Here is a 23033-nt window from a genome sequence, read left to right as displayed (position 1 = left end):
GGTGACTCGTGCCAGCGGAGGCCGCACTGCGGACACGAACTCCCCTGTTCCCGGTTTCATCAGCCACCGAATCAGCGCCGCTCGCGGTACCTATCTACTCACATGGTGTGGATTTTTACCTCACGGCGCGCAATTTGGTGTGGATATCACCCATCGTCACTGGTCCCACGAACTCGGTAGCGTGACCGGTAACACGTCAACCCTTCCGCAACGGAGCGAAAAAGAAATACGCCGAAGCGCACTCAGGGACTCGAGAGGGAACTGCCATGAGCCAGTCCGGAATCTACGATCTACCCAGCACTATCGACCAGATCTCGGTCGCTGTCATCGGCGGGGGTTTGATGGGCCATTCCATCGCCGGCGTCTTCGCCTACGCAGGAGCTTCCGTCACGGTCCACGATCCTGTGCCCGAAACGCTCTCGCGTGTCAGCGAACGAATTCGCGAGCAACTGATCAATCTCGATCGGGATCCATCGGTGGCCGACACGGTCGCGCTGTCGCCGACACTCGAGGATGCCGTGTCCGGCGCACACTTGGTCATCGAGGCCGTCCCCGAGATACTCGAGCTCAAGCAGAAGTTGTTCGCCGACCTCAGCGTGCTCCTGCCGCATGCGATCCTGGCCACGAACACATCCGTATTCAAAATCAGCGACGTCGCACGAAACACCGTCGACCCGCAGCGGGTGGTCGGGGCGCACTGGTGGAACCCTCCACATCTCGTTCCCCTGGTAGAAATCGTGCACGGGGAAAGCACCGCTGCCGACACTGCCGAATGGATCTTCGACATCTTGACCCAGGCGGGGAAAGTACCCGTGCACGTACGGAAGGACATTCCAGGTTTCATCGGGAACCGCCTCCAGCACGCCATGTGGAGAGAAGCGCTCTCCCTCGTGGAGGGCGGCGTCTGCGATACCGAAACCGTCGACCTCGTCGTTCGCAACAGCTTCGGGCTGAGACTGTCCGCAATGGGCCCTCTCGAGAACGCCGACTACGTCGGACTTGACCTCGCCGCAGCCGTACACAACTACCTTTTCCCCACCCTCAACAACGACGATCACGCATCACCGCTGCTGAACAAGCTCATCGCCGAAGGACATCTCGGCGCTAAAACCGGTTCAGGACTACTGAATTGGACACCGGAGAGCCGCGCCGCAGCAACCCGCCGACTCGAACAACACCTCATCGACGCGACGCGCAGCAAGCAATCCTGATCCCAGTCCCATGACACGGGCAGGCGACACACACAACGCGCCGATCACCCCCACCCGCCAGACCGAAAGGTGACCAGTTCGCATGGTCGACTCACACACCCCCAGCGCTCGTCCAGAGGCGATCTGGTCGCCAGACCCCGACATCGCTCGAACGTCCACACTCGCCGCGTTCTCCGACTATGCCAACACGCGTTACAGCCTCGGATTCGACGATGCACTCGACTATCAAAAGCTCTGGACGTGGTCGACCGACAACATCGCCGACTACTGGGAAGCCGTGTGGTCGTTCTTCGGCGTTCATTCACGCACGCCGTACGAAAATGTCCTGACCAACGAAACCATGCCAGGAGCGCAATGGTTCAGCGGCGCAACGGTTAACTATGCACGTCATGCGCTGACCAACGGGCACACCGACACCGCTGCGCTGGTCTGTATCAAGGAAGACGGTCGCGAAGAAACAGTGACCTGGACACAGTTGCGTAGCCGAGTAGCTGCGTTGGCAACGACCCTGAGGGGGTGCGGCGTCGAACAAGGTGATCGGGTTGTGGGTTACCTCCCGCCGGGTCAGCACGCAGTCATCGGGTTTCTCGCCGCCGCGTCCATCGGTGCCATCTGGTCACAATGCGCACAAGACTTCGGTGCCACCGCCGTTGTCGATCGTTTCGGTCAACTCGAACCGACGGTGTTGATCGCCGCGGACGGGTACAGCTACAACGGCCGTCACTACGACCGCCGAACCGAAGTGGCGGCGATTCGACAGGGATTGCCCACAGTCGGACACATGATCGTCGTCGAGCATCACACACCGGGTTCGTACGCTCAAACCCTCGCCTCGAATACCCTGCATTGGGATGATTCGACATCATTCGATGCCGAATTAGAGTTCGCTGCAGTACCATTCGACCATCCTCTGTGGGTACTGTTCTCTTCAGGCACCACAGGCCTGCCCAAAGGCATCGTGCACAGTCACGGCGGAATCCTCCTGTCGTTGCTCTCACTTCTCGGGCTTCACATGGACCTGCGAGCAGACGATCGATTATTCTGGTACACAAGCACAAACTGGATGATGTGGAACGTCGTCGTCTCCACCCTCCTCACCGGCGCCACCGCCGTGATCTACGACGGCAGCCCGACCTATCCGGACACGAGAACACTGTGGCGCATCGCCGAAGAGCAGCAGATCACGTTCCTCGGAACCAGCCCCGGGCACCTGCAAGCCTGCGAGAAAGCCGGCATCAACCCAGGATCGGAATTCGACCTCAGTGCACTGCGCACCATCGGGTCGACCGGCTCAACCCTGCCGCCGAGCTGCTACACCTGGGTGCACGAGAAAGTCGGCGCACACATCCAACTCTCCTCCACCACAGGGGGAACCGACGCCGTCACCGCCTTCGCGTGCAGCGCACCGACGACACCGGTCTGGCCCGGTGAACTCAGTGCTCGGGCACTCGGCGTCTGCCTCCAATCATGGGACGGAAACGGAAACGAATTACGCGGCGAGGTAGGCGAACTCGTCATCACCAAACCGATCCCGTCCATGCCTGTCTACTTCTGGAACGACACAAACGGTGACCGATACAAAGACGCCTACTTCTCGACTTTCCCCGGCGTATGGCGCCACGGGGACTGGGTGACCGTGACCGCGCACGGGAGCGTAATCATGCACGGACGATCCGATTCCACACTCAACAGGCACGGGGTGCGACTGGGAAGCTCCGAGATCTATCAGGCAGTGGAACGACTGCCGGAGATCGAGGACTCACTCATCGTCGGAGTCGACGAGGACGAAGGACGCTATTGGATGCCACTCTTCGTGGTGCTCACGCCTGGTACCGAACTCGATGACGCTTTAATCGCCAAGATCAACAGCTCGATCCGAACACAAGCCTCACCACGGCATGTCCCCGACGAGATCATCGCGGTGCGCGCTCTTCCTCACACTCGCACCGGCAAGAAGATCGAGGTCCCTCTCAAGCGGATCCTGCAGGGAGCCGAACGCGACGCTGTCCTGAGCCTCGACGCGATCGACGACCCCGATTCCGTGAACCAGTTCGTCGCTTTCGGACAAGCACGCCGAACAGCCCTGACCGCCGGCTGACCCGTACCCCCTTGACCCGTACCCCCTGTCCTCATCGCTGGACAGAACACACATAAGCGCACCCGAAAAGAGTGCGCTCGAAAGGAACTCCCGTGACACACGATGCGGTCATCGTCTCCACCGCGCGCACACCGATCGGCAAGGCGTATCGAGGCGCTTTCAACGACACCCAACCACAACACCTCGCCGCTCACGCCATCAGCGCGGCAGTTCAACGTGCAGGCATTGATCCCGCAGAGATCGACGACGTCGTTCTCGGATGCGCCATGCAAGAAGGTGCCTCGGGCTTCAACGTTGCCCGCCAGGCCGCACTACGAGCAGATCTACCGGTCGCAGTGCCCGGGATGACCATCGACCGACAATGCGCATCCGGACTCATGGCCATCGCAACAGCGGCAAAGCAGATCATCGTCGACGGCATGACCGTAACGATCGGCGGCGGCGTCGAGTCCATCTCCCTGGTCCAGAACGCACACACCAATCAATACCGCGCTCGCGACCCTTGGCTGATCGATCACCTGCCCGAGACGTATGTGCCGATGCTTCACACCGCAGAAATAGTTGCCGAACGTTACGGAATTTCCCGAGATCGCCAGGATGCTTTCGCCTTGCTCTCTCAAACGCGAACCGCGCAGGCACAAGAAGCTGGTAGGTTCGATACCGAAATCGCCGCTCTCACAACGACAAAAAACGTCGAGGACCGAGCGACAGGACAATCCCGCAGTGAGAGCGTGACGCTCACTCACGACGAAGGCAACCGTCCTTTAACCTCATTGGAGGGGCTGGCAAGTCTGCGCACCGTTCTCCTAGACGGTGACATCTCACCGAGAGCGAGTGTCACCGCTGGGAACTCGTCACAATTGTCCGACGGAGCGGCAGCGACGGTACTGATGGACAGCCGCGAAGCGGAACGTCGAAATCTCGACGCACTCGGCACCTATCGCGGAATCGCCGTCGCCGGATGCAGTCCCGATGAAATGGGTATCGGCCCAGTGCTCGCTGTTCCCAAGCTGCTGCGTCAGCACGGCCTCAAGACCGACGACATCGACTTGTGGGAACTCAACGAAGCCTTTGCCTCACAAGCACTGCACTGCAGAGATGCCCTCGGCATCGACCCGGACAAGTACAACGTCAACGGGGGTGCTATCTCTGTAGGACACCCCTACGGGATGACAGGGGCAAGACTGGTGGGCCATGCACTCATCGAAGGCCGCAGACGGAAAGCTCGCTACGTCGTCGTCACTATGTGCATCGGCGGCGGGATGGGCGCCGCAGGGCTTTTTGAGGTTTGACGGCTTTCTCGGCGATCACCGCCAAATGTTCACCGACGCGAGACGACGACCATGGTGGAGGCGGGTTGTCAGGTAACGGTGAACACGCGTTGGCCGACGATACAGGAGGCTCATGTCCCCGAAATGGTGGGCGCGTCACCGATCCGGATCACCGATACCGTGCCGGAGGTAGTGACGTAGGTGCGGCCGCAATCGGGAGCCTTTCCCGTCTACGGGCCAAATACTCATTAGCGCTGAGAACGCAGCGGCGCCTTGCCCTCGTTCGCCTAGATGGCAGACCGAGTTGAATGTGGGCGAAAGCGTGTATATCCACGGAGTCGATCGCGGCCTTCGATTGGGCCATCGGTTCCAAGGGCGGCTTGATCCGCACCGCCGGTCGACCACCACCCCCGTGGTATCGGCGCGGCGGGCGAAGAAATCCGGTGCATGTGATCGACTCCTCCTGCCCATAACGCCGGAACAGCCAGAACGGTTGCGCCGCGAACCCAGATACGTCGGGATCGAAATCCAGCGCCAGCGCCTCGTCACACTTCAACCAGGACTCGAACTCCACATGCGCCGACACCGTCGCAGACCAGTACAAGACAGGACTGTGCCGCTGGCCCTGATATGACGGAATCGATCGGATCGGCGGAACCGCTCGAATCGCACCGCCACCGCGGCGACCACCGAACACCGAACCTCGACCCCATCCGAGCCCACGAACCAACCTCGAATGTCTCCGATCTGACCGACAACTTCACGCTCCCGTCCGCAGCCAACCCCATATGAGTAGCGATCATGACACACAGGCATCTGATGCAATGAGCCAGAACAGGCGGAAATTGTGCTGACCAGGTGATTTCGGTGAGACGGTGCGATAACCGAAATTATCGTCCCCCACCGCGCACAAACCCTGAGTGACACAGCCAAAGGGTGCTCTACATCGCATTTCGGTTCGGCAGTTGCCGTTCAAGGACATAATTTGGGGACTCGCGAGTAGACAGAATGCTGCATTCAATATGACTTTGACATGCGAAAACAACGACAAGAGTGCATATCTTGTTGTTGACACCAACTTGCGCGGGCACCGGATCGGGTACGGCGCGGTGGCATTGGCGAGTGTCGGCTCGATGTTGCTCGGGATGCTCGTGCTCGCTTACATCGTTGGTCACCTAGCGATAGTGGGTTGCGAAAACGGCTCGGACTCACCGATGGCAACCTCGGGCGCCATCTCGCAACACTGTCAGAAGCCGGATTAGTCTCGATATCGCGGAACTACGGCGGACGCCGAGTCCGCTCGTGGGCACACCTCACCGGCCAAGGGTATGTCAGCCTCGATCTCGAACTACGCACCCTGCAGTCGATCATCGATACCGTTCGGCAATCCCGCCGAATCACGGCAGATCCTCCACCACGAGACGTCGAGACCTGATCATTCCGCGGCGTAAGCGTCGGACCATGCCAGCCAGGGCATCGGAAATCGCGCCACATTCAATCGAAAGTCACACCCAGCGGGCCGGCCCCGACGACTACGACGGACGGCTGGGCGGCCAGTCGTTCGCGAAGAACCCAGGCATCGTCGAGCGTGCGCAGCGTCAGCTCCGCACTCTCCACGCCTCCCAGTCGGCGAGCCCGTGAACCGGACGCGATGACCAGTCCGTCGTACGGCAAATTTGTACCGTCGTCGAGGTGCACCCGCCCTGATTCGACGTCGAGGCCGACTGCCGCCACCCCGACCATCTCGGTGGCCTGGTGCATCGGCGAAGCCAGTTCGGGGGAGCCGCCGTCGACCAGGAGTGCTTTGGAGAGTGCCGGCCGTGAATATGCCGTCCGGGGTTCGTCCCCCACGATGGTCAGGCGGCCGTCGAAACCAGCGGCCCGAAGGCTGTCGCAGGCGGTCTGGCCTGCAATTCCATTGCCGACCACCAGAATTCGTCGACGAGCGTCAGCGCCGTTCATGCCAGTTTGAGTGCGGCGACGGGGCAGACCCGGACAGCTGCGCCGGCGTCGGCGAGCTCGCGGCTTCCCTCGGCGAACTCTTCGAGGTCGAGGACCAGTTCGCCCTCGTCGTCGAGGTGCATCAACGCGGGGGCAACACTTTCGCATAGACCATGGCCTTCGCAACGGGGCCGATCGAGCACGATTCTCATGCGGGGATCACTTTCAGGACGTCGAGTTGATTGATAGAGCGAGTAATGTTGCTGGGCAACAGAATCGGATCGGAAGCCACAATCCGTCGAGCGTGCTTGGCCAGTGCCCTGATGACAGCCTGGCCTTCCAGACGAGCCAGCCCTTGCCCGGCGCAGCCGTGCGAGCCGTAACCGAAGGAGAGATGGTCCACCGGATTCCGTTCGACCGAAAAGGCGTCGGGATTCTCGTAATGCCGTGAGTCGCGATTGCCCGCGCCGAAGAGAATCGCAACCTGGGATCCGGCCGGGACCAGCGTTCCGTCGATCTTTACATCCTTGGTGACAAAGCGCCCCCACGCATGCACCGGCGCCCAGAATCGGAGAGTCTCGTTGAATGCTGCCGGTGCCAGCTCGGGATTCTGGTGGACTAGATCGAATTGGTCCGGAAATGCCGAGAACAGTGCGACGATGTTGCCGATCGCGGCGATCGTCGTATCGACTCCCGCGCCCAGATACTGGTGGATGATCTTGCCGGCAGTATCGGGCGGGATCGCGCCCCTCGCCTCGGCATCGAATATGCCGCGGCCCACCGACTCTGGTGCCAGATCCTCGGCGCGGACTTGCGCGCACCAGCCGTAGAGCTCTCCGGCAATGGGGAAGTTCTCGGCAGTTCGTTGGTTCATCGGGCCGATAACTTCCATCGCGGCTTGTCCCCAGCGCAGCATGTCGTTGCGCACCGAGCCGGTGAAGCCGATCAGGTCAGCGACGATCTCGAGGGGAAATGCGCGTGCCAGCGCATCGATGGCGTCGAACGATCCCTGGGTAACCAGGTCCGCGACCAGGGCATCGGCCTTGGTCTGGATCTGGCCCGCGAGCCCGCGCAACGCCCGTGGGGAGAGGTTCTCCGTCAGTGTCGCCCGTAGTTCGGTGTGAACAGGTGGATCCGACGCCAGCGACGTGCCTTGTAATGCCTCGTTGACCATCGGGTTGAATCCGATGCTGCGGGACGAGAACGTGCCGGGATCAGCCAACGCGTCGCGGATCGCGTCGTAGCGCGTCAGGGCGTAGACGTCATTGGTGGTCAGATGCACCACTGCGCCGAGTTCGCGGAGTTCGGCGTACATCGGATAGGGATCGGTCAGGACGTCGTCGGCGAACAAGTCGACGGTGGAAGTGGCGGGAGAATTGGGCATACACCCAGTGAAGTGACTGCAGTCACATAAATCCAACTCATATTTTGCATAGAGAAACATGCATCAAATTGATGTTCAGTGAGCCAGGTCCGCCTCGATGCGATCGGCAGCCATGCGCAGGGTCGCTACCAGGGACGGCAGCTGCTGCCGGTCGTAGCGCACGGACGGGATTGAAACAGACAGTCCGGCAAGGGCTTTGCCGTTGGCATCACGCACCGGTACTCCGACGGCCACGACACCGCGCTCGGAGCGGCCCTGGTTGACCGCAAATCCTTGCTTGTGGATCCGCGCCAGTTCGGTACGCAGTTTCGGCAGGTCCGGTTGGTCGGTCACATCCGCGTCTGACCTGCTCTCGTAGGCCTGGCCCAGTTCGTCGGCGGAGAGTTCGGCGAGCAGTAGCAACCCGCCGGAAAGGCGGTGTGCCGGAAAGACCATGCCCTCGCGTGATCCGACGCGCAGTACCTGGGCGGACTCCACCGAGACGATGAACCGGGCCTCGACGCCGGTGCGAATGGTCAGATTGGCAGACTCTCCGACCGCCTGGACCAGGAGTTCCATGTGCGGCAGCGCGGCCGATCGAAGCAACGAGGTCGCGGAGCGCGAGTGTTCGGCCAGTTCCAGGACTGGTCCGGCGCCGTACTGACGGCCGGGGTGCTGCACCGCGAAGTCCCGGTAGACCAGCATTTGCAGTAGCCGGTGTGCTGTCGATCTGGCGACCCCGAGCCGCTCGGCCGCTTCCGCGACGGTCAGGTTTCCCTCCAGTTGCAGGACTGTCGCCAATCTCAGTGCATGGTCGACGCTGGCGATCGCATACGCCGGCGGGGTCTTCTGTGGCTTCTCCATAATTCTGTATAGCAGAATCTAGTGTTCTGTCTTGAATAATCCAGTCACTCTTATGTCATGACTTCGACCGACTCCCCCGTCCGGCTCCACGCCGTCGACGCGCCAGGCCAGCCGGATGTGACCCCAGCGCTCGAGGAGCTTTACCGCGGCTTCGAGTCAGAACTGTTGGTGCCGTTGTGGACTGAGATCGGCGATCTCATGCCGGCTCATCCGCGCTCGCGCGCTGTCCCGCACCTGTGGAAGTGGGAGAACCTGGTACGCCTTGCGGAGCAAGCCGGCGAGATCGTCCCGGTCGGCCGCGGTGGTGAGCGTCGTGCGATTGCGCTGGCAAACCCGTCGCTGGGTGGCCGACCCTTCGCCACCCCCACCTTGTGGGCGGCGATCCAGTACTTGATGCCGGGCGAAGATGCTCCCGAGCACCGCCACACCCAGCACGCATTCCGATTTGTCGTCGAAGGCTCCGGCGTCTGGACGGTCGTCGGCGGTGACGCCGTCTCGATGAACCGCGGCGATTTCCTGCCGCAGGCGGGCTGGAACTGGCACGCCCACCACAATGCCACCGACAAGCCGATGGCGTGGATCGACGGCCTGGACATCCCGTTCCAGTACCTGACGGAAGCGCAGTTCTTCGAGTTCGGCCGCGACGAGATCAGTGACGCCGAGCGCATCACTCCCGAGCGCTCCCGGTCCGAGCGGTTGTGGGGTCACCCCGGACTGCGCCCGCTCAGTGCCACGCAGGTCGCTCCCGGCAGCCCACTGCTCTCGTACAAGTGGGAGTTCACCGACCGCGCACTGCGCGATCAGCTCGCGATCGAAGCCGAAGGTTACGGCGGCACAGTCGAACCCGGCCACGCGGCGGTTCGCTACACCAACCCGCACACCGGCGGCGACGTCCTGCCGACGATGCGCACCGAGTTCCACCGCATCGTCCGCGGCGCCGAAACCGCTCCGGTGAAAGAGACCGGTTCGAGCGTCTACCAGGTGTTCGACGGTTCCGGCACGGTGACTGTTGGCGACCGCACCTGGACAGTGACCCGCGGCGACCTCTTCGTCGTTCCGTCCTGGACGCCGTTCTCCGCGAAATCCGAAGCGGGAAAAACGGACTCGGATTCCGGCGCACTCGACCTTTTCCGCTTCGGCGACGCACCCGTCTTCGAAGCACTGCAGCTCAACCGAATGGAGATTTCACGATGAGGCTCACGACAATTCGCACCGGCGCAGCGACGCGCGCAGTCAAGCTCGACGGCGACCGCCTGGTCGACCTCGGTGAGAGCGATCTGGGAATCTTTCTTGCCCATGAGGATTGGAAACGTCGTGCAGAAGCTGTGTCCGCCGACGATGCCACCACGTACCCGCTCGAAGGTGCCGACTTCGCGCCGGTAGTTCCGCAGCCGTCGAAGGTCATTTGCGTCGGTCACAACTACACGAATCACATCAAGGAGATGGGCCGCGAGCTCCCGTCGTATCCGACGCTGTTCCCGAAGTTCGCCGACAGCCTGATCGGCGCGAACGACGATATCGTCCGGCCCGACGAGACCGAGGCCTTCGACTGGGAGGTCGAGCTGGTCATCGTCATCGGCAAGCAGGTGCGCCGCGCCGACGATGCTCAGGCCGAGGCTGCGATTGCCGGTTTCACCGTCATGAACGATGTGTCGGTGCGCGACTGGCAGTTCCGCACGATCGAGTGGACCCAGGGCAAGATCTGGGATTCCACGACTCCGGTTGGGCCGTTCCTCGTGACGCCGGACGAGGTCGGCGGAGTCCGCCCGGCTCTCGAGGTCACGACAACCGTCGACGGTGAGGTCATGCAGCGTGACGACACCGGCACACTGCTTTTCGATCCGATCACGCTCGTGAAGTACATCTCGACCATCACACGCCTCAACCCGGGCGACATGATCGCAACCGGCACACCCGCCGGCGTGGGTCATGCCCGCGATCCGAAGGTCTACCTGCTCGGCGGCGAGACCGTCGTGACCGCTATCTCGGGCCTCGGTGCGTGCACCAACAAGGTAGTGAAGGAATGACTGACGCCCGGCGCTGGATGGAGCACGGAACGCAGCTGTTCCTGAGCGGCGTCGACGGCCTCGATGACGCCGGTGTGGCTGCGCCGTCTGGGCTTCCGGGCTGGAGTCGGCGCCACCTCCTCGCTCACGTCGCCGCCAACGCCGAAGCGCTCGGTAACCTCGTTCATTGGGCCGAAACCGGCGAGGAGACACCGATGTACGCCTCCTCCGACGCCCGCGCCCGTGGGATCGAGGAAGGTTCCCAGTTGCCGGCGGCCACTCTGCTTGCGTGGCCGCGGTCCTCGGCCGAGAAGCTCGACGCTGCTATGGGGTCACTCTCCGATGAGCAGTGGACCCAGCTGATCGTGACGGCCCAGGGTCGGACCGTCCCAGCCACGGAGATCCCGTGGATGCGGGCGCGGGAGGTGTGCGTCCATGCCGTTGATCTCGGTACTGGCGTCACCTTCGCCGATCTTCCGGCCGATTTCCTTGTGGCACTTGGCAATGACATCGTGGGCAAGCGCGGCGCGGTGCCTGGCGTGGCGCTTCGGATCGAATCCACCGACGCTTCGGTGGCCTGGAACCTCCCCGGCGCGGATGCACCGGTTAGCGTCGCCGGTCCGCTTGCCGACCTGGTCGCCTATCTGAGCGGCCGCCCTCACGATTTGTCGACCAATGACGGATCTCCTGTGCCGGCACTGCCGGCGTGGCTGTGAACGGAGCAATCATGAACACACCTGACGTCATTGTTGTCGGTGGCGGCATCGGCGGCCTCAGCGCTGCATTTGCCCTGACGCGCCAGGGTCTTACCGTGCGAGTGCTCGAGCGGTCCGCCGAGTTCGGTGAGGTCGGCGCCGGCCTGCAGCTCGCACCGAACTGCACCCGCATCTTGAACGAGTACGGCCTATTGGACGAGGCCAAAAGCCTTGGCGTCGTGCCCACGTCGATGGTGATGCGTGATGCCGTCGACGCGTCGGAGCTGACGAAGCTGGACCTGACCGATCTCGAACGCCGATACGGGTTTCCGTACCTGGTCATCCACCGCAGCGACTTGCACGGACTGTTCCTGCGTGCGTGCGAGCGTGCCGGAGTCGAGCTTGTCACCGACGCCAAGGCCGTTTCCTACGAAAACTCCGATACCGGTGCGCAGGTGCGTCTTTCGAGTGGTGAAGTGCACGAGGCCGGTGTGGTCATCGCGGCTGACGGTCTGCACTCGGTTGCACGCAAACTGTTGATCGACGACGAACCTGTGTCGTCCGCCTACGTCGCTTACCGTGGCACGGTGCCGGTGGCGGATTTGGCCGACCGTCCCGTCGATCTGTCGGAGGTCGTGGTCTACGTCGGGCCAGGGCATCACTTTGTGCACTATGGCCTGCGCGGCGGCGAGATGCTCAACCAGGTTGCCGTCTTCGAGTCACCCAAAGCAATTGCAGGTGAGGAGGACTGGGGCACACCTGATGAACTCGACGCGGCATTCGCTGATTCTTGTTCGGAGGTGCGCGAGGGTATCCCGTTCATGTGGCGTGACAAGTGGTGGCGGATGTACGACCGAGACCCGATCATGACGTGGGTTTCGGGCCGGATCGCTTTGCTCGGAGATGCGGCGCACCCGCCGCTGCAGTACATGGCACAGGGCGCGATCATGGCGATCGAAGACGGCTGGGTACTAGCTGAACACGTTGCTCGTCTGCGGAGTGCCGACGGCGTGATCGACTGGGACGCAGCTCTCGCGGCCTATGAGGCCGTTCGTCCCGAGCACTGCCGCCGGGTACTGACGACGGCACGCGTCTGGGGCGAGCTGTGGCACCTCGACGGAGAGGAACGGCAGCAGCGAAATCTGTTGCTGCGAGCCCGCGGCACACAGGACTACACCTACACCGACTGGATTTACGGGCCGACCGCCCTGGTGCCCGAGGACGAGCCGCCGCTGTATCCGATCGTCCCCCTGGCCTCGGCAGCTGAGTTGGTAGTGAACGGCTGAAACTCGTGGGTCAGTCCGACTCGTGAATCTCGGCGCCCCAATCGACACGGTCGGCCAACCGCAATAACGTGCGTCGGCGCGTAGGGCTGGTTTCGCCGATGTGCGCGATCCGGCCGTAGATGTGAGCGCGAAAGTTTCCGACTCCCTCTCGATTCTGTTCCTGGGCAGAGGTATTGGCGGCGTTGTGGAGCAGGGCGCGCAATCGGTCGTATTCGTCACGCGGATACGACGGTTGGTTGTTGATGACCAGGCCGGTGAGGTGCTGCCGTCGGTGCGGACGCATCACTTTTGTCTTCCGTGGATGGACGGCGAACCCTTCGTCTCCGGCGATCTGTTCGACCGTCCACAGGAGGGTGCCGACGTCAGTCACTTCGATTCCGGAGAACGCCAGGTCGTCGGCGTAGCGGGTGTAGGTGAGCCAGTTCGTCTTCGCCAGCCCACTCAACCGGATGTCGAGCCCCCGCGCTACAAGATTCGCGAGCGCAGGCGACGTCGGCGCACCCTGGGGCAGGTGCGCCGTTCGCAACTGTGACGCCTGTGCGTATGGCACTCCGCGCAGGGTATCGGCAGGCGTTGCAACAGTGCACAATCCGGTGAGAACTCCGGCGACGGCGGGCGGGTAGCCGAGGGCGGTGAAGATCGCGTGAACACGGTCGCCGGTGATAGACGGGAAGAACTGAGCGAGGTCCACACCGATCACGATTTCCGACTGTGCGTGCGGCGCTGCAAAAGTCAGAGGGCTTCGGCCACGGACAAATCCGTGTGCCGCCTCGTGTGCTGGTACTTGATCGAGTATGCGGCGCAGGATCTTCCGCTGAATTTCGCGCAGCCTTGGTTTGGGTATCTCGAGTAGTCGAGCGCCGGCCTTCTTGCTGATCTGCATGGGCCGGTAGTGGCGCAGCGGGAGAGGTTTCGTGCGTAGCCATTCACCTCGATCGGCGAACCACTCGAGTTCCGAGATTGTCAGATCGAGCGAGCGGGCAAGGTCGGCGTTGGTGTTGTATCGCGGCACGTCGAAGCGCCATACCGAAGATTCGTTGGTGTCCAACGAGAGGGGAACTGGTCGCAGGCGCGGTAGTTCGCGCAGCAATCGGTACAGCGTCTGCGGTTCGAACGGTGGGGCGGGCATGAGATCGAGGACTCGGACCGCCAAGAGTGTCGGGGACACCCCGAAGACGGTTCCGAATGCCTCCTCGAGGCCACCGAGGGTCCATGGTGCGTCGTCGGCTGCGTCTGCCAGTCGACGCGCCAATTCGGCATCGAGTTCGAAGTCACCCATGATGCATATCCAGGATGCGGCGGCGCAGGGTGACCAAATCCTTTGTCCGGGGCGGCGGGGAGCACGCGGAGCGTGCCGAATGCCGTCGGACGCAGTATCCAATTCTTCTGGCCGACCCAGGGGTTACCCCTGAGACTGGTCGCGTGGACCAACTCTCACCCACGCGCCGCCGCATCCCTTCACAATGGCAGACCGTCCGGTATCTGTCACGTGGATCACTTCAGGTTGTGGCAGATCCGGACAAACGTGATTACCGTTGATGTCGAGGGCCCGATCGCACGATGGCTACGCGACGCGACCGAGTCCTCGTGAGCGTGGAGACGAGTGATGACGACATTGGGTATCGCGGCCCTGCTGTTGGGTGTCTTGTTGATGGTGGTCGAGGCACATGCCCCGACTGCGGGGGTGCTCGGCGGTCTTGGTGCGCTCCTGATCGGGGCGGGTGTCTGGTTGCTCTTCACCTCCGGCGATGCGGGCCAGGTGATTGCAGTTCCGGTGACGGCAGGGGTTGCAGTGGTCGGCCTGGGTGTTACCGCGGTGGCGAGCCGGAAAGTTCTGACCGCCCGGCATGCGCCCGTGCGCACCGGAGTGGAATCGCTGATCGGATCCGATGCGACGGTTCGCAGTTGGGACGGCTCGCGCGGACAGGTCGAGGCTGCGGGTGGATTGTGGAACGCCCGAATGGATTTCGGGTTCAGTGACGATTCTGTTCCGAAGGCCGGCGATCCTGTCGTAGTGGAGCAGGTCCGGGGTCTGACCCTGACAGTGCGCCGTCGTGAACCGTGGGAGTTGCTATGACCACCATTCTCATTTCCCTGTGCATCGTTGTTCTGCTTCTCGTGACGCTGGTCGGCATGTCGATTCGGGTCTTGCGAGAGTACGAGCGTGCAGTGGTGTTCCGGCTCGGGCGGTTGATCGCGTTGAAGGGGCCGGGTCTGGTAATCCTCATTCCGGCAATTGATCGGATGGAGCGGGTCGGCCTACGGACCGTGACACTGAAAATTCCGGTGCAGGAAGTCATTACGCGCGACAACGTGCCGGCGAAAGTCACAGCCGTCACCTATTTCCGAGTGGTCGATGCCGATCGCGCAATCGTCGAGGTCGAAGATTTCCTGGCAGCTACGTCGCAGATTGCGCAGACAACTCTGCGCTCGATCCTCGGCAAGGCCGACCTCGACGCCTTGCTCTCCGAACGTGAACGTCTCAACGAAGACCTGCAGAAAGTGATCGATCAACAGACGGAACCGTGGGGAGTCAAGGTCACCACGGTGGAGATCAAGGACGTCGAGATTCCTGCCAACATGCAGCGCGCCATCGCCCGTCAGGCGGAGGCCGAACGAGAACGGCGAGCCAAGATCATCAACGCGCAAGCCGAATTCCAGGCGTCGGCTACGCTCGCCGACGCAGCCGACGTGATCAGCCGCAACCCGACCACCCTGCAATTGCGTTACCTGCAGACGTTGCACGCTATTGGCGCCGAGAACAATTCGACCGTCGTATTCCCGCTGCCCCTCGACCTGGTTCGTCCGTTCCTGGGGAACCGGGGCGAGGACAAGCAGGACGAGTCCGGATCGGCCACGCCGGTGACTTCCGAGCCGCGACCTAATGGTCTGGATATTCGCCCGCCGTTGTCCCCGCCGATCCCGCGGTAGCGTTGCTTCGGCTACATCATTGCCGAGACATGTTCCGGCAGCGTGATATCCGCATCGAGGTCTTCGGCTCGGATGGGTTCACCGAACTGTACGGATGCCGGAATGACACCCGCCCAGACCTTTTCGACACCGATATCTGATTCGTCGTCGCCGGGGCCGCCGGTGCGTGCCTTCACCGACGCCTCGAACAGGGGCAGTGCAAGCACCACTGTTGCCGCCAGTTCCTTGCGTGTTGACGCCCGCAGGTGTCCGGAACGGTCGGGAACTACTTGATCGACAATCAAATTCAGTGCACTGAGCCGTTCGTCCGGGTCCGTGACGATCCGGGGTCGACCGAGAATCACGGCGCTGCGGTAGTTCATCGAATGGTGAAAACCGGAGCGCGCCAGAACAAGTCCGTCGAGCACGGTGACGGTTACGCAGATCTCGCTGTCGGGTGCGAGGCTACGTGACGCTACCGAACCGTGCAGGTAGAGGGTACCGTCTTGATCCGGGCCCTCGGGATCAAATCCGTATGCGGTCGGCAGCACGAGGGGCACACCGTCGGTGGACACGCCCAAGTGGCACAGCTTGGCGGAGCGCAGGACGTCGAAGAGCGCTGCTCGATCGGTGACACCGTGATGACGCGCGCGCTTATGGGTTGTACGTGCTGTTGGGGACAGTGGGGCGAGTGCGACGGTGTGTGTCATGTGAGCAATACTCCTAGCCAAGTGGCTTTGCGTCATGGTCCAATTTGTGGGCACTTTGGTAGGCCACTTAGGGAAAGGGAAACGATGCTTCTGCCCTCGGCGGTAGCGGTGGTGCTCGACCGGACCGATCGGCGACCTTTGCCGATCCAGGTTGCCGATCACCTGCGAGCAGACATTCGCGGTGGATCGGCTGTTGTGGGATTGCGGCTGCCGAGTTCGCGGAAACTGGCTGCTGAGCTCGGTGTTGCCCGCGCCGTGGTGGAACGAGCCTACGAGCAACTGATTGCCGAGGGCTGGCTCGTAGCGGTGCGCGGCTCGGGAACCTTTGTGGCAGAAGCTCCTTCATCCGTTGTGCTGTCTACTCCCAAGCCGGCGAAGGTAGTCGCTCCCGCACCGCCGCAGGTTCAATTGCGCCCCGGAGTGCCGTGGACTCCGCCGCGGGCGAGTGCGGCCTGGCGTCGGGCCTGGCGAGATGTCGGTTCCATGCCACCACCTTTCGGAGATCCTGACCCGGCGGGCGACGTCGAATTGCGCTCTGCGCTGTCGCAACTGTTGGGTCGGGCTCGCGGCATGGCCGTCGAACCCGAGCGCATCGTCATTACCTCCGGGGCTACACACGGCCTCGGACTGGCGTTGTCAGCGCTGCGCTCCCCCAACGCTGTACTGGCAACGGAAGATCCGGGCTATCGAAGCGCGTCGACGGCGGCGCTTGCCACCGGATGGTCACTGCTCGACGTGCCGGTAGATGCACACGGACTTTGCGTCGACGAGCTGGAATCGGCGCCCCGGAATGTTCGTGGTGTGTACGTGACCCCGTCACATCAGTATCCGACCGGCGGACTTTTGCCGGTGAGTCGGCGAAATCAGTTGATCGACTTTGCACGGGCTCGGGACGTCCTCCTCTTCGAGGACGACTACGACTCCGAATTCCGTTACGACGTAGCGCCTTTGCCAGCGCTGGCGCAACTCGCGCCGGATCGGGTGGTGTATCTGGGTACGGTCGCCAAGACGCTCGGCGCCGGAATTCGGCTGGGTTGGTTGGTTGCGCCGGAAGAGCTTGCCCGTCGAATTGCGGCGCATCGGGTTCGCATCGGGGATTTCCCGTCTCTTCCGCTGCAACGGGCTCTGCTTTCACTCCTGCGGGACGGTGAATGGGACAGAACGGTACGGGCTGCGCGTCGGCGATATCGGGAGCGCGATCGGTTGGTACACGCTGCGCTGTCCCGCTTCGGGGAACTGCGCGGGCTGGGAGCCGGCATGCACACGACGCTGGTGTTGGATGCGGATCTGGCCGAGACCGTCGCACGTTGTGCGCTCGAATACGGAGTGGAGGTACCGACTCTGACGGAGTCTGCGCGCAGTCACAAAAACCCGGGCGGACTCGTGATCGGATACGGCAGAGTGGACGCACGCGACCTGGAATATGCACTCGAGGTGATCGCTAACTGTCTCGCAGATCACGGCGTTGAATCCCGTTGATCGGGAACGGCGCCCCGAGGTGCGGCTCTCGGTTCTAGCGTTTGCTCGTGATCCGCAACCAGACCTTCCCGCACTTGCTCGCACCCGGGACCATCGGTCCCATCACCGTGCCCAACCGCGTTGTTCTGCCCGCCATGGACATGAACCTCTGCGAAGACGGTGAAATCGAGACGGGCGACATCGACCATTTCGTGGCGCGTGCGGCCGGTGGAACCGGGCTGATCATCACCGGCTGCTGCGCTGTTGCGTATCCGTTGGGCTGCACCAGCCGCAAGGAACCGGGGCTCTCGGAAGACCGGTTCATCCCCGGACTCAAGGCATTGGCCGACGCGGTGCACGACGCCGGCAGCAAGCTGTGTGTGCAGATGACGCACCACGGCAAGGTCGCGCGAATCGACACCCTCGACGGCCGACCGCAGCTGGTGCCGTCCATGCCGAAGCCGCCGGGTGACATGAGTGCGATGGCCGATTGCACACCCGAAGAACTGGGCAAGATGGCTGCCATCAACGAGGGCAAGAGGGCGACCTACCACGAGGCCGACCAGGAAGATCTTGATTGGCTGGTCCGCATGTTCGCCGAGGCTGCCGGACGGGTGAAGGCGGCGGGCGGCGACGCAGTCGAGATTCACTGCGCCCACAACTACGTCCTCGGAGCGTTCCTGAGTCGGTACACGAATCAGCGCAGCGACGAGTACGGCGGTTCGATGGAGAATCGGGCTCGCCTGGCCTGTGAAGTTATTCGCGCAGTCAAGGCGGAGGTCGGCGGTTCGCTTGCCGTCATCGTGCGTCTGGCCGGTCAAGAGTACGGCGAAACCGACGGGCTAACCGTCGACGAGGCTGTTGCTGCCGCCAAGATGTTCGAAGAGGCCGGCGCTGACGCCATCCACGTCACCGGTACCGCACTGAATGCTTTTGCCAACTTCACAGACGGCCCCCTGCCAGACAAGGTCGGCTATTACACCGACAATGCAACGCGAATCAAGCAGGCGATATCGATCCCCGTGATCACCGTCGGACGTATGCTCCCCGAGGTCGGCGAGAAGATGATCGCGGAAGGACGCACGGACTTCGCCGCAATGGGCCGTCAGCTCCTGGCTGACCCACAGTTGGTGAACAAACTCAAAGACGGGACACCCGAGCGGGTTCGGCCTTGCATCAATTGCTACGTCTGCGTGCAGGAGAACTTCTGGGACGAGACCCCGCTGTGCGCTGTCAACCCGGCGCTCGGCAACGAGGCGCTCGTACCTTTCGTCAAGTCGACGACACCCAAGCACGTCGTGATTGTCGGTGCCGGACCAGGTGGCCTCGAGACCGCGCGAGTCGCCAGTGAACGCGGACATCGAGTCACCGTGGTGGACAAGGCAGATCGGCTCGGTGGCACGCTCTGGTTCTCGAGCCTCACGACGCCGGACAACGGTCGTCTGCTGGATTGGCTCAAGGTGGAAACCTCGCGTCTGGGCGTCGATATCCGGCTGAACACCGAGGCCACGGTCGCTTCGATCAAGGCTCTCGGCGCCGACGTGGTTGTGGTGGCCACCGGCGCGGTTCGTGACCGCCCGTCCGTTCCCGGCGGCGACCTGCCGCACGTGCACACCGGTGACACGTTGCGCGCCTTGATGACCGGTGCCGGCGACACGTCGCAGGTTCCGCCGTTCCTGCGGACGATGGCCAAGCTGGGCAAGCTCTCCGGAATCACCAAGAGCCCCGCCGCGATTCGTGCGGTGACCCGCAAGTTCCTGCCCATGGGCAAGAACGTCGTGGTCATCGGCGGTTCGCTTGTCGGGCTCGAACTTGCGGAGTTCCTGGCCGAGCGCGGTCGCAACGTGACGCTGATCGAAGAAGGCCAGCAGTTGGGCATTCCGATGGCGATGCCGCGCCGCTGGACCGCTGTGCGCCACGCCAAGCATGTCGGTGTGAACATTCACCGCAATTCGACGGTGCAGCGAATCACCAAGGAACACGTCGAATTCCGTTCCGGTGACAAGACACTGACAGCTCCGGCCGACATGGTTGTCGTCGCCTCGGGCGTGTCGGCTCAGGCGCCGCTGGCCGACGCATTGGCAGGTGTGGTGCCTGACGTACGTGTTGTCGGTGACGCCTCCGAGGTCGACTACATCGAGGGTGCCATGCACACCGCGTGGAAAGCTGCGATGGATATCTGAGCCCTCTGCTGTGCGCCTTTAGTAACCGCGGGCGGTTACTAAAGGCGCACAGCAACAATGTCCGGCCACCATCGTGCGGCAACATCGGGATGCGCCCGCAAGCGACTCTTGAGCGCGTTGGCGCCATAGGAATCGTGGATCGGGTTGTTCGCATCGACGGTGACGCCGGTAGCGTGCTTCGCCAATTCCGGTGGGAGATCGAACTCCGGGACCTGGGTGGCGTAGTTCGGATTGAAGAAGAACGGCACGGAGATTCGCTCGCCCGCGCCTTCCGGTGAAATAACCCGGTGCACAGTGGCTTTCAGATATCCGCCCGTTGCGACCTCGAGTAGTTCGCCGATGTTGACCACCAGCGCGCCTTCGAGTGGCGGTGCGTCGATCCAGTCACCGTCGTGCTCCACCTGCAGGCCGGCTTTGCCGGGTTCGACGTACAGCAGGGTCAGTACGCCGGCGTCCTTGTGGCCGCCGACTCCCTGAGTTCCCGCGTTCTTCGGCCGACCTGGATAGCGCACCACTTTGATCAGGATCGACGGATCCTTCGCAAACGCGGCATCGAAAATGTGCGGATCCTGCCCCAGAGCGACAGCCCACTCCCGGAGCAGTCGCAATGCGACGCCGGTAAGTTCGTCATTCCATTCGGCGATGACTTCCCGCAGTTCGGGAAGGGCGTCTGGCCATTGGTTGGGCCCCTGCAGGATCTCCCAGTCCGGCGACGTGGCTGTGCGCGCTGCAGCGGGTTGCTCGGCACCGATGTCGATCTGCTCACGCCAGTCCTGCTTACCTTCGGTGAGTTCACCGCCCAGGCGTGTGTATCCACGAAAGTGCGGGCTGCGCAGATTCTCGATCGCCAGCTTCTCCGTCAAAGGGAGAGCGAAGAACTCGCGAGCGACCGTGAGGAGGCGTCGTTGCAAAGCGTCGGGAATTCCATGGCCGACGAGGTAGAAAAAGCCCATGTCGTGGGTCGCGTCGCGGAGCTGAGTCCGGAACTGCTCGGCAGTCTCGGGATTCTCCGCCAGTGCGAGGTCGAGAACAGGCAGGGACGCAATCGACATGGGGTCCTCGATTCGTGTGATGGTCCTTACCGTCCATCATTCCACGCAGCCCGGCACCTGGCCCCGCGCGGCGATTCCGCATCCGCAGGCGTGATCAGCCGCGCGGCTGCGGAAACGCCCTGCGGGATACAGAAATCGGGGCCCTGCGCCAGTGGCGCAAGACCCCGAATCTGTGTGAGCTGAAAAGACCTACGCCTCATCGGCCCGGTGTAGACCTACGCCTCATCGGCTCCGATGATGAACGCTTCGAGCTCGGTGCGAGCCTTGTCGTCGGCCATCTGTACCGGCGGGGACTTCATCAGGTAAGCGGATGCCGGGTAAACCGGTCCGCCGATGCCGCGGTCCTTGGCGATCTTGGCTGCGCGGACGGCGTCGATGATGATGCCTGCGGAGTTGGGCGAATCCCAGACCTCGAGCTTGTACTCCAGGTTGAGGGGAGCGTCACCGAAAGCACGGCCTTCGAGGCGCACGTATGCCCACTTGCGGTCGTCGAGCCACTCCACGTAGTCCGAGGGACCGATGTGGACGTTGCGGTCGTGGACCTTGCCGGCGAGGGAGCCGGTGAGGTTCGACGTGACGGCCTGAGTCTTGGAGACCTTCTTGGACTCCAGGCGATCGCGCTCGAGCATGTTCTTGAAGTCCATGTTGCCGCCGACGTTGAGCTGGTACGTGCGGTCGAGCACGACGCCACGGTCTTCGAACAGCTTCGCCATCACGCGGTGGGTGATGGTGGCGCCGACCTGGCTCTTGATGTCGTCACCGACGATCGGGACGCCGGCGTCCTTGAACTTGGCAGCCCACTCCGGGTCGGAGGCGATGAACACGGGAAGCGCGTTGACGAACGCGACGCCTGCGTCGATGCAGCACTGTGCGTAGAACTTGTCAGCAGCTTCGGAGCCGACGGGCAGGTAGGACACGAGGACGTCTACCTTGGCGTCCTTGAGTGCCTGGACTACGTCGACGGGCTCGGCGTCGGACAGTTCGATGGTCTCGGCGTAGTACTTGCCGATGCCGTCGAGTGTCGGGCCGCGCTGGACGGGGATGTCGAGCGGCGGGACGTCAGCGATCTTCATGGTGTTGTTCTCGCTGGCGAGGATTGCCTCGGAGAGGTCGAAGCCGACCTTCTTGGCGTCCACGTCGAAAGCAGCGACGAACTGCACGTCGCGGACGTGGTACTTACCGAACTTGACGTGCATGAGGCCGGGAACGGTGCCGGTCTCGTCTGCATCCTTGTAGTAGTGGACGCCCTGAACCAGGGACGAGGCACAGTTACCCACGCCCACAATTGCTACGCGCACCGCGGTGCTGTTCTCACCCATGGTCGGGCTCTCCTTCTTTCTTGGATGTTCCTGGTATCGATTGCTCGGCTGCGATCAATTCGTTGAGCCAACGCACTTCGCGTTCACTCGACTCGAGTCCGAGCTGGTGGAGCTGGCGGGTATATCGGTCCAGCGATCCGCTGGCCCGGCCGACGGCGTCGCGAAGGCCTTCGCGGCGCTCTTCGACTTGGCGTCGTCTGCCTTCCAGGATCCGCATCCGCGCTTCTGCGGGGGTGCGGCTGAAGAAGGCGAGGTGAACGCCGAAGCCGTCGTCGGTGTAGTTCTGCGGTCCCGTGTCGGCAACCAATTCAGTGAACCTTTGCCGGCCTTCCGGGGTGAGCTGGTAGACGCGACGGGCCCGACGCTTGAGTGGGCCGGTGGTGTTGTCGATGTCTTCCGAGATCAAGCCGTCGGCCTGCATGCGCCGTAGTGCCGGGTACAGCGATCCGTACGAGAACGCACGGAATGCGCCGAGCAGACCGGTGAGCCGCTTACGCAGCTCGTATCCGTGCATCGGTGACTCGAGGAGTAGCCCGAGAATTGCGAGTTCGAGCAAGTGACACCTCCCGAGTCTGTGGATCTAACCGCTTGATGCGATACCCAACTATATCGCGCCGATATATAAAACCATACTGCGGCCCGATACGTGTACCAAGGTGTCACGGC

At 62.7% G+C, this 23033-nt stretch carries 22 protein-coding genes; 13 read left to right on the top strand and 9 right to left on the bottom strand.

Going from position 1 to position 23033, the window contains the following annotated elements; all coding sequences use genetic code 11:
- Positions 1 to 266: 266 nt before the first annotated feature.
- From KYT97_RS18830 to KYT97_RS18810, 5 genes are all read left to right on the top strand, one after another.
- A complete protein-coding gene (locus tag KYT97_RS18830) occupies positions 267 to 1211 on the top strand; it encodes a 3-hydroxyacyl-CoA dehydrogenase family protein (protein WP_219110440.1) in 945 nt (314 codons plus the stop codon).
- Positions 1212 to 1293: 82 nt separating this feature from the next.
- Positions 1294 to 3309, top strand: coding sequence for an acetoacetate--CoA ligase (locus KYT97_RS18825; protein ID WP_219110439.1), 2016 nt, complete (start codon positions 1294 to 1296; stop codon positions 3307 to 3309).
- A gap of 92 nt (positions 3310 to 3401) precedes the next feature.
- The gene (locus tag KYT97_RS18820; RefSeq protein ID WP_219110438.1) at positions 3402 to 4601 is read left to right on the top strand and encodes an acetyl-CoA C-acyltransferase; all 1200 of its coding nucleotides are present in this window, start codon (positions 3402 to 3404) and stop codon (positions 4599 to 4601) included.
- A 609-nt stretch (positions 4602 to 5210) separates the two neighbouring features.
- Positions 5211 to 5372, top strand: a complete 162-nt coding sequence (locus tag KYT97_RS18815; RefSeq protein ID WP_219110437.1) for a hypothetical protein — start codon at positions 5211 to 5213, stop codon at positions 5370 to 5372.
- Between the two features lie 397 nt (positions 5373 to 5769).
- Positions 5770 to 6015 carry a transcriptional regulator gene (locus tag KYT97_RS18810; RefSeq protein WP_245005869.1) on the top strand — a complete coding sequence of 82 codons (246 nt, stop codon included), beginning with the start codon at positions 5770 to 5772 and terminating at the stop codon, positions 6013 to 6015.
- Between the two features lie 59 nt (positions 6016 to 6074).
- On the opposite strand, the gene KYT97_RS18805 is transcribed toward KYT97_RS18810, so the two are convergent.
- The 4 genes from KYT97_RS18805 to KYT97_RS18790 all read right to left on the bottom strand — a co-directional run bounded on the left by KYT97_RS18805 (position 6075) and on the right by KYT97_RS18790 (position 8748).
- On the bottom strand, positions 6075 to 6542 hold the full coding sequence (locus tag KYT97_RS18805) for an FAD-dependent oxidoreductase (RefSeq protein WP_245005868.1): 468 nt from the start codon (positions 6540 to 6542) through the stop codon (positions 6075 to 6077).
- Entirely contained in the window at positions 6539 to 6733 is a 195-nt protein-coding gene (locus KYT97_RS18800) for a ferredoxin (protein WP_172937199.1), read from the bottom strand. Before KYT97_RS18800 ends, KYT97_RS18805 begins: the two co-directional genes overlap by 4 nt.
- Positions 6730 to 7905, bottom strand: coding sequence for a cytochrome P450 (locus KYT97_RS18795; protein ID WP_219110436.1), 1176 nt, complete (start codon positions 7903 to 7905; stop codon positions 6730 to 6732). The genes KYT97_RS18800 and KYT97_RS18795 overlap by 4 nt, the downstream gene beginning before the upstream one ends.
- A gap of 75 nt (positions 7906 to 7980) precedes the next feature.
- Positions 7981 to 8748 (bottom strand): IclR family transcriptional regulator, encoded by a 768-nt coding sequence (locus KYT97_RS18790; RefSeq protein WP_219110435.1) that lies wholly within the window; start codon positions 8746 to 8748, stop codon positions 7981 to 7983.
- Positions 8749 to 8805: 57 nt separating this feature from the next.
- On the opposite strand from KYT97_RS18790, the gene KYT97_RS18785 reads away from it, so the two are divergent.
- The 4 genes from KYT97_RS18785 to KYT97_RS18770 are packed head-to-tail and all read left to right on the top strand — an operon-like array spanning position 8806 to position 12735.
- The gene (locus KYT97_RS18785; RefSeq protein WP_219110434.1) at positions 8806 to 9942 is read left to right on the top strand and encodes a cupin domain-containing protein; all 1137 of its coding nucleotides are present in this window, start codon (positions 8806 to 8808) and stop codon (positions 9940 to 9942) included.
- Positions 9939 to 10775, top strand: coding sequence for a fumarylacetoacetate hydrolase family protein (locus tag KYT97_RS18780; protein ID WP_092805015.1), 837 nt, complete (start codon positions 9939 to 9941; stop codon positions 10773 to 10775). Before KYT97_RS18785 ends, KYT97_RS18780 begins: the two co-directional genes overlap by 4 nt.
- A complete protein-coding gene (locus KYT97_RS18775; protein ID WP_141485263.1) occupies positions 10772 to 11470 on the top strand; it encodes a maleylpyruvate isomerase family mycothiol-dependent enzyme in 699 nt (232 codons plus the stop codon). The genes KYT97_RS18780 and KYT97_RS18775 overlap by 4 nt, the downstream gene beginning before the upstream one ends.
- Positions 11471 to 11481: 11 nt before the next feature.
- Positions 11482 to 12735, top strand: a complete 1254-nt coding sequence (locus KYT97_RS18770; RefSeq protein WP_219110433.1) for an FAD-dependent oxidoreductase — start codon at positions 11482 to 11484, stop codon at positions 12733 to 12735.
- Positions 12736 to 12745: 10 nt separating this feature from the next.
- Here the strand turns inward: KYT97_RS18770 and KYT97_RS18765 are convergent, their stop codons facing one another.
- Entirely contained in the window at positions 12746 to 14014 is a 1269-nt protein-coding gene (locus KYT97_RS18765; RefSeq protein WP_219110432.1) for a reverse transcriptase family protein, read from the bottom strand.
- Between the two features lie 327 nt (positions 14015 to 14341).
- On the opposite strand from KYT97_RS18765, the gene KYT97_RS18760 reads away from it, so the two are divergent.
- Together KYT97_RS18760 and KYT97_RS18755 are read left to right on the top strand one after the other, a co-directional pair.
- Positions 14342 to 14812, top strand: coding sequence for an NfeD family protein (locus KYT97_RS18760; RefSeq protein ID WP_219110431.1), 471 nt, complete (start codon positions 14342 to 14344; stop codon positions 14810 to 14812).
- Positions 14809 to 15666, top strand: a complete 858-nt coding sequence (locus KYT97_RS18755) for a slipin family protein (RefSeq protein ID WP_080711885.1) — start codon at positions 14809 to 14811, stop codon at positions 15664 to 15666. Before KYT97_RS18760 ends, KYT97_RS18755 begins: the two co-directional genes overlap by 4 nt.
- A gap of 11 nt (positions 15667 to 15677) precedes the next feature.
- Here KYT97_RS18755 and KYT97_RS18750 read toward each other — a convergent pair whose 3' ends face one another.
- Entirely contained in the window at positions 15678 to 16355 is a 678-nt protein-coding gene (locus tag KYT97_RS18750; RefSeq protein WP_116104653.1) for a pyridoxamine 5'-phosphate oxidase family protein, read from the bottom strand.
- A gap of 84 nt (positions 16356 to 16439) precedes the next feature.
- On the opposite strand from KYT97_RS18750, the gene pdxR reads away from it, so the two are divergent.
- A complete protein-coding gene (pdxR, locus tag KYT97_RS18745) occupies positions 16440 to 17834 on the top strand; it encodes a MocR-like pyridoxine biosynthesis transcription factor PdxR (protein WP_219110430.1) in 1395 nt (464 codons plus the stop codon).
- Between the two features lie 41 nt (positions 17835 to 17875).
- A complete protein-coding gene (locus KYT97_RS18740; RefSeq protein ID WP_219110429.1) occupies positions 17876 to 19996 on the top strand; it encodes an NAD(P)/FAD-dependent oxidoreductase in 2121 nt (706 codons plus the stop codon).
- Between the two features lie 38 nt (positions 19997 to 20034).
- Here the strand turns inward: KYT97_RS18740 and KYT97_RS18735 are convergent, their stop codons facing one another.
- From KYT97_RS18735 to KYT97_RS18725, 3 genes are all read right to left on the bottom strand, one after another.
- Complete coding sequence (locus KYT97_RS18735) at positions 20035 to 21048, bottom strand: isopenicillin N synthase family dioxygenase (protein WP_219110428.1); 1014 nt, start codon at positions 21046 to 21048, stop codon at positions 20035 to 20037.
- A 215-nt stretch (positions 21049 to 21263) separates the two neighbouring features.
- Positions 21264 to 22367: an inositol-3-phosphate synthase gene (locus tag KYT97_RS18730; protein WP_033237087.1), complete on the bottom strand. Its 1104-nt coding sequence runs from the start codon at positions 22365 to 22367 to the stop codon at positions 21264 to 21266.
- Complete coding sequence (locus KYT97_RS18725; protein ID WP_033237088.1) at positions 22360 to 22923, bottom strand: PadR family transcriptional regulator; 564 nt, start codon at positions 22921 to 22923, stop codon at positions 22360 to 22362. Before KYT97_RS18725 ends, KYT97_RS18730 begins: the two co-directional genes overlap by 8 nt.
- Between the last annotated feature and the right edge of the window lie 110 nt (positions 22924 to 23033).

Origin of the sequence: Rhodococcus globerulus, from assembly GCF_019334125.1 — a bacterium.
In the GTDB taxonomy this organism is placed as follows: Bacteria; Actinomycetota; Actinomycetes; order Mycobacteriales; family Mycobacteriaceae; genus Rhodococcus_F; species Rhodococcus_F globerula.
This window is presented reverse-complemented; position numbering and strand designations above follow the sequence as displayed.